Raw genomic sequence first — 11,800 nt, forward strand, 5'->3', positions numbered from 1 at the left:
ATGCGCGTCAATTTCACTGTCAACGGCCGTCAGCAGGAAGCCGACGACGTGTGGGAGGGCGAGTCCCTCCTCTACGTCCTGCGCGAGCGCCTGGGCCTGCCGGGTTCGAAGAACGCCTGTGAGCAGGGCGAGTGCGGTTCCTGCACCGTCCGCCTCGACGGCGTGCCCGTCTGTTCCTGTCTGGTGGCCGCCGGCCAGGTCGAGGGTCGCGACGTCGTGACCGTCGAGGGCCTGGCCGATTTCGCCAAGCAGCGCGAGGAGCACGGCCACGGCGGTGCCTGCGGCACCGGCGGCGGCTGCGGCAGCAAGGGCGTGTCCCTGGACGCGGCCAAGCAGTGGCAGGCCAAGCCCGGTGACTCGCAGACCGGCGAGGGAGCCCCGCTCTCCAACGTCCAGCAGGCGTTCATCGACGCCGGCGCCGTGCAGTGCGGTTTCTGCACCCCGGGTCTGCTGGTCCAGGCCGACGCGCTGCTGGAGGAGAACTCCTCCCCGTCCGACCAGGACATCCGTGAGGCCCTGTCCGGCAACCTCTGCCGCTGCACGGGCTACGAGAAGATCCTCGACGCGGTCCGCCTCGCGGCCGCCCGTCAGTCTGAGGCGGTCTGACCATGGCTCAGAACACCCGAACCGTTCCCGCCGGTACGCCGACCAACGTCACCCAGAAGCACAACAAGGGCGGCATCGGCGAGTCCACGCTCCGCCCGGACGGCACCCTCAAGGTCACCGGTGAGTTCGCGTACTCCTCGGACATGTGGCACGAGGACATGCTCTGGGGCCAGACCCTGCGCAGCACCGTCGCCCACGCCGAGATCGCCTCGATCGACATCTCCGAGGCCCTCGCGATGCCCGGCGTCTACTCGGTGCTGACCTACGACGACCTGCCGGCCGAGATGAAGAACTACGGCCTGGAGATCCAGGACACCCCGGTCCTCGCCAACGGCCGGGTACGTCACCACGGTGAGCCGGTCGCCCTCGTGGCCGCCGACCACCCGGAGACCGCCCGCCGTGCGGCCGCCAAGATCAAGATCGACTACCGCGAGCTGCCGCTCGTCACCGACGAGGCCTCCGCCCTCGCCGAGGGCGCGCCGCTGATCCACGAGGGCCGCGACGACCACCACTCCGGTCACGTCCCGCACCCGAACATCGTGCACCGCCAGCCGATCGTCCGCGGCAACGCGGACGAGGCCGCCAAGCGCGCTGACGTCATCGTCAAGGGCGAGTACACCTTCGGCATGCAGGACCAGGCCTTCCTCGGCCCGGAGTCCGGCCTCGCCGTGCCCACCGAGGACGGCGGCGTCGACCTCTACGTCGCCACCCAGTGGCTGCACTCGGACCTCAAGCAGATCGCCCCGGTCCTCGGTCTCCCCGAGGAGAAGGTCCGCATGACGCTCTCGGGCGTCGGCGGTGCCTTCGGCGGCCGCGAGGACATCTCGATGCAGATCCACGCCTGCCTCCTGGCCCTCGCCACGAACAAGCCGGTCAAGATCGTCTACAACCGGTTCGAGTCCTTCTTCGGGCACGTGCACCGCCACCCGGCGAAGCTCTACTACGAGCACGGCGCCACCAAGGACGGCAAGCTCACCCACATGAAGTGCAAGATCGTCCTGGACGGCGGCGCGTACGCGTCCGCTTCCCCGGCGGTCGTGGGCAACGCCTCCTCGCTGTCGGTCGGCCCGTACGTGGTCGAGGACGTCGACATCGAGGCGATCGCGCTCTACACGAACAACCCGCCCTGCGGTGCGATGCGCGGCTTCGGCGCCGTCCAGGCCTGCTTCGCCTACGAGGCCCAGATGGACAAGCTCGCGGCGAAGCTGGGCATGGACCCGGTCGAGTTCCGCCAGCTGAACGCCATGGAGATGGGCACGATCATGCCCACCGGCCAGGTCGTGGACTCCCCGGCGCCCGTCGCCGAGCTGCTGCGCCGGGTCAAGGCGCGCCCGCTGCCGCCGGAGCGCCAGTGGGAGACCGCCGGCGAGGGCGCGGACGTCCGCGCGCTGCCGGGCGGCCTGTCCAACACCACCCACGGCGAGGGCGTCGTCCGCGGCGTCGGCTACGCGGTCGGCATCAAGAACGTCGGCTTCTCCGAGGGCTTCGACGACTACTCCACCGCCCGTGTCCGCCTGGAGGTCATCAACGGCGAGCCCGTCGCGATGGTCCACACGGCGATGGCGGAGGTCGGCCAGGGCGGTGTCACCGTCCACGCCCAGATCGCCCGTACGGAGCTGGGCGTCACGCAGGTGACCATCCACCCGGCCGACACGCAGGTCGGCTCCGCCGGTTCCACGTCCGCCTCCCGGCAGACGTACATGACCGGTGGCGCCGTGAAGAACACCTGCGAGGCCGTGCGCGAGAAGGTCCTGGAGATCGGCCGCCGCAAGAACGGCTCCTACCACCCGGCGTGGGCGACCGCCGAGCTGCTCCTGGAGAGCGGCAAGGTCGTCACCGACGGCGGCGAGGTCCTCGCGGACATCGCCGACATCCTGGAGGGCGAGGACGCGATCGACCTGGAGCTGGAGTTCCGGCACCGGCCGACCGTCCCCTTCGACCTCAAGACCGGCCAGGGTGACGGACACGTCCAGTACACGTTCGCCGCGCACCGCGCGGTGGTCGAGGTGGACACCGAGCTCGGCCTCGTCAAGGTCGTCGAGCTGGCGACCGCGCAGGACGTCGGCAAGGCCCTGAACATGCTCTCCGTGGTCGGCCAGATCCAGGGTGGTACCACCCAGGGCCTGGGCGTCGCGATCATGGAAGAGATCATCGTGGACCCGAAGACCGCGAAGGTGCGCAACCCCTCCTTCACGGACTACCTGATCCCGACCATCCTCGACACCCCGACCATCCCGGTCGACGTCCTGGAGCTCGCCGACCCGAACGCGCCGTACGGCCTTCGCGGTATGGGCGAGGCCCCCACCCTGTCGTCCACCCCGGCCGTCCTCGCGGCGATCCGGCAGGCGACCGGTCTGGAGCTCAACAAGACGCCGATCCGTCCGGAAGCCCTCACCGGCACCCTCTAGGACGGCGCCCTCCGGGGGCCGAAAGGCCCCCGGACCCCAAGCTCTCCGGGCGGTGTGACCAGGGAACGTCACACTTGCCGGCCACACCGCCCGGAGTACGAAAGTCCGGAAGACGAAAAAGCCGCACCGCTCGCGGCCCGTTCCACCGGCGTTATCCCCCCGCAGCACCCCCGGTGGCACCACAACCCCGGTGCCCCGTCAGTACCGCAGAACCCCCGCAGTACCCGCAGTACACGCAGGAACATTCGCGTCGCCTCGGGCCGTCACCCCGGGTCGTGCAGCCAAACGGAGTTTCCCAAATCCCGCGTCTCCAATCTTTATGCGGGTGCCCCTTTGAACCTTGGGAGTTAGGCACCATGACCCAGTCGTCTGTAGAGCCCAAGACCACCGCGGAAGAGGCCGGCGACGGCTCTCGCACCCCCGCGGGGCGTTCTTGGCTCGACCGGTACTTTCACATCACGCACAGAGGCTCCAACGTCGGCAATGAGATTCGTGGCGGCGTCACGACCTTCATGGCCATGGCGTACATCCTCTTGCTCAACCCGCTGATCCTCTCCGGCAAGGACGTCGCCGGAGACACCATGAGCCAGAAGGCGCTCATCACGGCCACGGCCTTCGCCGCGGCCCTGACCACGCTCCTCATGGGCTTCGTGGGCAAGGTCCCGCTCGCCCTGGCCGCCGGACTGTCCGTCTCCGGTGTGCTGTCCTCGCAGGTAGCCCCCCAGATGACCTGGCCGCAGGCCATGGGCATGTGCGTGATGTACGGCGTCGTGATCTGTCTCCTGGTCGTCACCGGCCTCCGTGAGATGATCATGAACGCGATCCCCCTCGCGCTCAAGCACGCCATCACCATGGGCATCGGCATGTTCGTCGCCCTGATCGGCCTCGTGAAGGCCGGCTTCGTGGGCAACGGCGGGGAATTCGCTCCTCCCGTGACCCTCGGCGCCGCCGGCGAGCTCGCCGGCTGGCCCGTCCTGATCTTCTGCGTGACCCTGATCACCATCTTCATGCTTCAGGCACGCAAGATTCCCGGCGCCATCCTGATCGGAATCGTCGGCGGAACGGTCCTCGCCGCGATCCTCAACGTCGTGGCGGACATCGACCCGAAGGCCTGGAAGAACGGCGCCCCGGAGCTCACCGGCTCCGCGGTGTCGATGCCGGACTTCTCGCTGTTCGGCCAGGTCTCCTTCGGCGGCTGGGGTGACGTCGGCGTCATGACGGTCGGCATGATCGTCTTCACCCTCGTCCTCGCCGGCTTCTTCGACGCGATGGCCACCATCATCGGCGTCGGCACCGAGGCCAAGCTCGCCGACGACAAGGGCCGGATGCCGGGCCTGTCCAAGGCGCTGTTCATCGACGGCGCCGGCGGTGCCATCGGCGGTGTCGCGGGCGGCTCCGGCCAGACGGTGTTCGTCGAGTCCGCCACCGGCGTCGGCGAGGGAGCCCGTACCGGTCTCGCCTCCGTCGTCACCGGCCTCTTCTTCGCCGCCTGCCTCTTCTTCACCCCGATCACGCAGATCGTCCCGGGTGAGGTCGCCTCCGCGGCCCTGGTCGTCATCGGCGCGATGATGATGCAGAACGCCCGCCACGTGGACTGGTCCGACAGCGCGACCGCCATCCCGGTCTTCCTGACCGTGGCGATCATGCCCTTCACCTACTCGATCACCGCCGGTGTCGCCGCTGGTGTGATCTCGTACGTGGCCATCAAGATCGCGCAGGGCAAGGCGCGGGAGATCGGTGCCTTCATGTGGGCGCTGACCGTGATCTTCGTGGTCTTCTTCGCCCTCCACCCGATCGAGGGATGGCTCGGCGTCAACTAGTTCAGCCAGCCGACCAGGGCCTTTCTCCCCCTGGTCGGCACTGGACCCGCCACGCATCCGATACTGGAAACCGAACCCCTCCGAGGAGGCCGCAATGCTGGACATCGCCGAGGAACTGAACCGGTGGGTCGAGCAGGGACGTGACTTCGCAGTCGCCACCGTCGTGGCGGTCGGCGGGAGCGCGCCCCGGCAGCCCGGCGCCGCGCTCGCCGTCGACAGCGAGGGCACCGCGATCGGCTCGGTCTCCGGCGGATGCGTGGAGGGCGCCGTGTACGAGCTGTGCCGGCAGGCGCTGGAGGACGGCGAGACCGTTCGCGAGCGCTTCGGCTACAGCGACGACGACGCCTTCGCCGTGGGCCTGACCTGCGGCGGAGTCATCGACATCCTGGTGACCCCGGTCCCCGTGGGCTCTCCCGTGCGGGAGGTGTTCGCGGCCGCGCTGGCCGCCGCCGCCCGCGGGGAGGCGGCGGCGGTCGCCCGGATCGCCGAGGGTCCGCAGGAGCTGATGGGCCGCGCCCTGGTCGTGCGTACCGACGGCGCCTACGAGGGCGGCTTCGGGGGGCACCCCGAGCTGGACCGCACCCTCGCCGAGGAGGCCCGCGCCATGCTGGACGCCGGCAAGACCGGCGTCCTGGAGATCGGCGCCGACGGCCGGCTGTGCGGAGAGCCGCTCAAGGTACTGGTCGAGTCCAGCGTCCCGCCGCCGCGGATGATCGTCTTCGGCGCCATCGACTTCGCCTCCGCCCTGGTGCGGATCGGCAAGTTCCTCGGCTACCACGTCACGCTGTGCGACGCGCGGCCCGTGTTCGCCACGAAGAACCGTTTCCCCGAGGCGGACGAGATCGTGGTCGACTGGCCGCACCGCTACCTGGAGACCACCGCGGTGGACGGCCGGACCGTGCTGTGCGTGCTGACCCACGACGCCAAGTTCGACGTCCCGCTCCTCGAACTGGCCCTCAAGCTTCCCGTCGCCTACGTCGGCGCCATGGGCTCCCGCCGCACCCACGAGGACCGCAACAAGCGGCTGCGCGACGTCGGCGTGACCGAGCTCGAACTCGCCCGGCTGCGCTCCCCGATCGGCCTGGACCTCGGGGCCCGCTCCCCGGAGGAGACCGCGCTGTCCATCGCCGCAGAGATCGTCGCCAACCGCCGCGGCGGCACCGGGGCCGCGCTGACCGGCGCGCACATCCCGATCCACCACGACAGCTCCCACACCGTGGTCAGCAGGATCGGCGTCGTCGCTTGAAGCGGTGAGTTCCCGGGCTGACGAAAGGGCGCACCCCTGAGGGTTGCGCCCTTTTGCCGTTCCGCCTATTTTACCCGCCGGTAACAGCGCCTTTCCGTAACGGAGTTGAGCGGATGTCCCGGACCACACGCACGGCACGCCCCGTCCGTACCCCCTTGCGCGCGCTCCTCGCCGGTTGCGTGCTGGCCGCGGCCGCGCTCGCCGCGGGCCCCGCGTCGGCCGCCGCCCCGGACGCGGCGGACCTCCGCGAGGTCCTCTTCGTCGGCAACAACTGGGAGGGCACCGCCGATGTGCTCGCCTCGACCGGAGACCTCGCGCGCGTGGGGCGGATCAACGTGGTCCCCGACAAGGAGGAGCGGCTCCGGGAGATCTACCTCAACCCGGTCAAGCTCGGCTTCTTCCTCGGGATCCGCGCCACCGCGGGCGAGGGCCACGACCAGTTCGTGGACGACATGTACACCACCCCCGACGGCTCGGCGGTGGTCGTCTCCCGCCCCAGCTTCGCCGACGTCGTCTCCCTCGACGTCCGCTCCGGGCGGATCAACTGGCGCTTCCCGGTGGCCGGCTACCGCGCCGACCACATGGCTGTCTCACCCGACGGGACCCGCGTCGCCGTCTCCGCCTCCACCGCCAACACCGTGCACGTGCTGGACATCGCCACCGGCCGGCAGCTCGGCTCCTTCGCCACCGGGGACAAGCCGCACGAGAACACCTTCACCCGCGACGGCCGCTTCCTGTGGAACAGTTCCATCGGCGACGTGACCTCCGCCCTCGACGCGCCGTGGCTGGACTGGACGAAGGGCGACCGCAAGATCACCCTCGTCGACGCGCGGACCTTCCGCACGGTCCGGGTGATCGACATGCGCGAGCGCCTCGACGCCTTCGGCCGTGCGGACCTCTCCGACGCCGTGCGGCCGGTGGCCTTCAGCCCCGACGAGTCCAAGCTGTACTTCCAGGTCTCGTTCTTCAACGGCTTCCTGGAATACGACGTGTCCGCCGACCGGATCACCCGCCTCAAGACGCTCCCGGAGAACCCGGCGACCAGCCGCGACCGCACCACCTGGGTCAACGACTCGCGCCACCACGGCATGTCCATGAGCCCCGACGGCGCCAAGCTCTGCATCGCGGGAACCATGGACGACTACGCGACGGTCGTCGACCGGGCCACCCTCACCGAAGGGCCGCTGGTGCCCGCCGCCAAGCCGTACTGGGCCACGGTCGACGGGGACGGCACCGGCTGCGTGATCTCCGAGAGCGGCGCCGACCGGGTCACGGCCATCGATTTCGCGACGGGCGCCAAGCGGGTCTCCGTCCCCGTCGGCGACCACCCCCAGCGCGTCCGCCTCGGCCACGTCCCCACCGGCTGGACCGGCCCCGCCGCCCGGTAGGGGGTAGCGTAGGAAGCGGGGCACACTCCATCGGCGGGCACGCGTCGGCGAGTTCCGGCCCGTGCGGCCCGTCGGAAAATGCGAGGAGAGCCGCGCGCATGTCCAGACCACCGCAACCACCGCAACGACCCTCGTTCCGCGAGCCGCCCGCGCGGCCGGGACGGTACCGGCGGGGCCGGTCCGCCGTCGTGGCCCTCGCGCTCGCGCTGTTCCTCGGGGTGTCCGGAGCGCGGGCCGGCGCCGTCGACCGTGTCGCCGGCCCCGCCTTCGGCGACGTGGACGACATCAAGGTGGGGGACTGCTTCAACACCGACGACGACTTCACGGAGTACGAAGGGGAGGAGGGCCAGGCGCCCCTGTCCGTGGACACCGTGCCCTGTGCCCGGCCCCACCAGGCGGAGGCGTTCGCCGTCGTCCGCCTGCCCGACGGGCCGTACCCGGGGGTCGAGAAGGTGCAATCGATCGCCGACGAGAAGTGCGGCGGCAAGGCGCTCGGCGATTACGCGGGCAAGGCCGCGAAGCTCCCGAAGACGATGGAGGTGTACTACTACTACCCGGTGCAGGCCACTTGGACGCTCGGCGAGCACGAGATCACCTGCTTCGTCAGCGACGAGGACGGCGCGAGCGCCGGCTCGGTGCGCGCCGGCGGCTCCTGAGCCCGCCGGGCCTGACCCCTCCCGCCTCGGGGTGGGCGTGTCCCCTGGCCCGGGGACATCCGGCCAAAATGGGGTGACCGGTCCGCGATGACCGATTAGTCTCCGGATCATGGTGGACATCCGCGAGGTACCCGAGGCCGACATCGACCGCGCCCTGGAGCTCGCCTACCTGGTCTTCCACGATCGCCCCGAGGAGGAGGCGCGCGCCCGGCACCACACCCTGCTCGGCGGCTGCGCGCGGCTCGGCGCCTACGAGGGCGACACCCTGGTCGGATTCATGGCCGCGTACGACTTCCGGCTCTCGGTGCCCGGGGCGGACCTGCCCTGTCCCGGGCTCACCTTCGTCTCCGTCGCGCCCACCCGCCGCCGCCGGGGCGTGCTCACCGCCCTGATGGCCGAGCAGCTGCGCCGCACCGGCGCGGCGGGCAGTCCGATCGTCGCCCTGTGGGCCTCGGAGGCCGCGATCTACGGCCGGTTCGGGTACGGGGCGGCGACCCAGGGCGTCACCGTCGAGATCGACTCCACCCGGCCGCTGGCCCTGCGCGTCACCCCCGACCGGCGCCCGCTGCGGCTGATCGACCCGGCCGACGCCCCCGCCGTGATCGGCCCCGCCTACGAGGCCACCCGGGCCCTGCGGGCCGGCCGCCCGAGCCGCAGCCCCGAGCGGTGGACCCTGGAGTGGCTGTGCGAACAGGACGAGGAGGACGACGAGTTGAGCCCGCCCCGGATCATCGCCCTCGGGGAGCCCGGCGAGCCGCTCGCCGGGTACGTGGTCTACCGCACCAAGCCGGGCGACGACAGCGGCCCCGTCCACACCCCGGGCCTGGTCCGGGTCGACGAGCTGGAGGCGGACACCCCGCAGGCCGCCGCCGCCCTCTGGGAGTGCGTGGCCGGCCTCGACCTCACCGGCAGGGTCTGCGCCTGGGGCCGGCCGGCCGACGACCCGCTGCTGCACTTCGCCGCCGACCGGGACCAGGTCAGGGTCACCGCCGCGTTCCCCGCGCTCTGGCTGCGCCTGGTCGACGTACGGGCGGCGCTGACCGCACGGTCGTGGGCCGCGCCCGTGGAACTGGTGCTGGAGCTGGCCGACGTACGCCTGCCCGCCAACGCCGGGCGGTTCCGGCTGAAGGCGGGCCCGGGCGGGGCCACGTACGAGCGGGCCGGCCAGGCTCCCGACCTGGAGCTGGACGTACGGGAGCTGGCCGCCTGCTACCTCGGCGGGACCCGGGTCGTCGAACTCGTCGCCGCCGGACTGGTGCGCGAGCACACGCCGGGCGCCGCGGCGGCGCTCGACGCGGCCCTGCGGACGGACCTGCTGCCCCACACCGCCGACGAGTTCTGAGCCGTCCCGCCCCTCAGCGGGGCAGCGAGATCCGGGCCGCCGACATCCCGAACGACGGGCTCAGCACCCCGCTGGACAGCAGGCCGGGCAGCCCGTGCAGGTCCTCCTCGCGGTAACGGGCCACGTTCTGGTGCCAGTTGAGTACACCGGCGAGCCAGTCCTGTAGTTCGCCCACGTACGCGTCGATGCCGGCCCGGGCCTGCGCGTCCAGCTTCCAGTCGTCGTAGAGCAGCGGCAGCTGGTTCGCGACGATGTGCTCGAACTCCTCGGTGCGCCGGGTCATCAGGTCGTGGCAGATGTGCAGCGCCTCGGGGTAGCCGATGTCGAAGAAGTTTCGGGTGACGAGCACGAAGTTGTGCACCTCGCCCTCGACCTCCACCTCCTTCTGGTACGAGAAGATGTCGTTGATCATGCAGGCGGCGTCGGCCACCGCGTTCTCCAGGGACCGGATGGTGCCGCAGGCGTAGATCTCCTCCGGGATGCCCCGGCCCTGCCGGCCCAGCCGGCACAGGTACATCGTCAGGTACGAGCCGAACGTGCGGCGGCGCATCTCGGCGTAGTCCACCGGGTCCGGGATGCGGTTCTGGATCTGGTTGTCCACCTCCCACAGCCAGCTCTCCAGCATGTCCACGAGCGTCGCCCGGAACTCCGCGCGGACCGGCGGGGTCATCTCCGCGGAGGTGCGCACCCACAGGTCCCCGAGGGCCCGCTCCATCGCGGTCGCCGGCGTCGGCTGCTCCGCGTGGTCCACGGGGATCATGGAGATGAGCCGGGCCGTGGTCGCCTTCGCCGCCGGGAGGTTCTTGGCCTGGCCGAACACCACCGGGTAGTAGTCGTCGCCGTACGTGCCCCAGGTCAGCCAGCATGCGTTCAGCAGCAGCGCCTCGCGGGTGGCGTCGGGGTCGAGGCCGGCCGAGCAGAGCGCGAAGTCGTAGCCGCGCAGCTTGGGTTCGCTCCAGATCGCCGAACCGGGGTCGCCGGGCTGCGGATCGAGCAGGCCCATCTCCCGCGCCCAGGCCACCGATCCCTCGCGCGCGTACGCGTGGTGCGGGCTCAGCGAGAGCGGGAACGGCATGTAGATGTCCGGGATCACGGACGGGCCGGTGCGCTCGAAGGGGGTGTGGGAGAAGGACCGGCGGCGCCTCTCCAGCGCCCGCGGTTCCAGGATCGCCCGCAGGTCCAGGGCGGTGGAGCCGAGCCCGGTCGGCATGAAGGGCAGGGACAGCGGCGCGGTGGGGCGGGCCTCCTTGTTCATGTACCGGCTGGAGACCATGTGCCATTCGTGGCCGCCGGACTGCCAGTCCTGGAGCCCCTTCGCGTAGGCGAGGACGGCCGCGATCTCCGCCGGCTCCAGCGCGTGGTCGGCGATGAGCTGCGGGAGTTCGGCGAGCGCGGTCTGCTCGAACTGCTGGAGGCGGGAGGTGAGCAGGTCGTTGGAGGCCTCGGCCGCCTCCTGGGTGGAGCAGCCGAGGAAGGTCTCCAGCACCAGGATCGCGTTGGAGAGCTCGCCCTCGTCGGCGACCTCGCGCTGGTAGGAGAAGATGTCGTTCCTGATGTGCACGGCGTCCGAGAAGGCGTCGCGCAGCACGCCGAGCGGCCGGGAGCGCGCGATGCGCGCCGGGACCTCGGCGCCGACGTACTCGACCAGTCCCGCCGACCAGGGGGCGCCGCCCACCTTGCGGCGCATCTCGATGTACTCCAGCGGGTTCGCCACCCGCCCGATGTTGATGTTGGCGAGCTCCCACATCGACTCGTCGAGAAGGTTCCGCGTCGACTCGGAGAACCGTTCCCTCCAGTCCATCGACATCGCGGGCACCGTGCGCGCCCACAGGTCCGCGAGGCCCGCCTCGACGGGGTTGGTGGGCGTGGGGAAACCATCCGCCAGGTCCATCGGCATGAACGCGGCGAGTCTGTCGAGGTACGCCTTGGCCCCGTCGCGGTCCTGGGAGCGCTTGTACATCTCCAGGAAGTGATCGTCGAAGAAGAACACCCACACGTACCAGTCGGTGACCAGCGACAACGCCTCGGCGTCGCAGTCGGGATGGGTGTACGAGCACAGCAGGGCGTAGTCGTGCGAGTCGAGGTCGCTCTCCTCCCACACGCCCGAACCCTCCAGCATCCCGAAGTCGCGCGCCCACCGCTTGGTATGGACCCGCGCGTCCTCCAGGTGGGGGTTCAGTCGCGCCGGATACGGCACGTAGAAATCCGGCAGTTGGAACGGCTGCGTCACGGTGGGGTCGGCCTTTCGTCTGTCTGTCCGTACCAGGTGCGGGGGCCCGGCCGCCCGGGCCCCCGCAAGACATCAGCAGTGCCCTACCCCTGGTGCCCCTGGGA

The 11,800-nt window shown here is 70.8% G+C and carries 8 protein-coding genes; 7 read left to right on the forward strand and 1 reads right to left on the reverse strand.

All coding sequences use genetic code 11. The annotated features are described in order from the left end of the window. The 7 genes from OG982_RS24255 to OG982_RS24285 all read left to right on the forward strand — a co-directional run bounded on the left by OG982_RS24255 (position 1) and on the right by OG982_RS24285 (position 9,466). Positions 1-606 carry a (2Fe-2S)-binding protein gene (locus tag OG982_RS24255; RefSeq protein ID WP_266783364.1) on the forward strand — a complete coding sequence of 202 codons (606 nt, stop codon included), beginning with the start codon at positions 1-3 and terminating at the stop codon, positions 604-606. 2 nt (positions 607-608) lie between these two features. Further along, positions 609-3,014: a xanthine dehydrogenase family protein molybdopterin-binding subunit gene (locus OG982_RS24260; RefSeq protein ID WP_266783362.1), complete on the forward strand. Its 2,406-nt coding sequence runs from the start codon at positions 609-611 to the stop codon at positions 3,012-3,014. A 356-nt stretch (positions 3,015-3,370) separates the two neighbouring features. Further along, the gene (locus OG982_RS24265) at positions 3,371-4,834 is read left to right on the forward strand and encodes an NCS2 family permease (protein WP_266783360.1); all 1,464 of its coding nucleotides are present in this window, start codon (positions 3,371-3,373) and stop codon (positions 4,832-4,834) included. 94 nt (positions 4,835-4,928) lie between these two features. Then, positions 4,929-6,080 carry an XdhC family protein gene (locus OG982_RS24270; RefSeq protein ID WP_266783358.1) on the forward strand — a complete coding sequence of 384 codons (1,152 nt, stop codon included), beginning with the start codon at positions 4,929-4,931 and terminating at the stop codon, positions 6,078-6,080. A 113-nt stretch (positions 6,081-6,193) separates the two neighbouring features. Next, positions 6,194-7,468 carry a YncE family protein gene (locus OG982_RS24275; RefSeq protein ID WP_266949245.1) on the forward strand — a complete coding sequence of 425 codons (1,275 nt, stop codon included), beginning with the start codon at positions 6,194-6,196 and terminating at the stop codon, positions 7,466-7,468. Positions 7,469-7,566: 98 nt separating this feature from the next. Continuing rightward, on the forward strand, positions 7,567-8,124 hold the full coding sequence (locus OG982_RS24280; RefSeq protein ID WP_266783355.1) for a septum formation family protein: 558 nt from the start codon (positions 7,567-7,569) through the stop codon (positions 8,122-8,124). A gap of 109 nt (positions 8,125-8,233) precedes the next feature. Then, positions 8,234-9,466: a GNAT family N-acetyltransferase gene (locus OG982_RS24285; RefSeq protein ID WP_266949246.1), complete on the forward strand. Its 1,233-nt coding sequence runs from the start codon at positions 8,234-8,236 to the stop codon at positions 9,464-9,466. Between the two features lie 13 nt (positions 9,467-9,479). Here the strand turns inward: OG982_RS24285 and OG982_RS24290 are convergent, their stop codons facing one another. After that, a complete protein-coding gene (locus OG982_RS24290) occupies positions 9,480-11,696 on the reverse strand; it encodes a germacradienol/geosmin synthase (protein WP_266949247.1) in 2,217 nt (738 codons plus the stop codon). Positions 11,697-11,800: the final 104 nt, after the last annotated feature.

This window comes from Streptomyces sp. NBC_01551, assembly GCF_026339935.1.
Classification (GTDB): domain Bacteria; phylum Actinomycetota; class Actinomycetes; order Streptomycetales; family Streptomycetaceae; genus Streptomyces.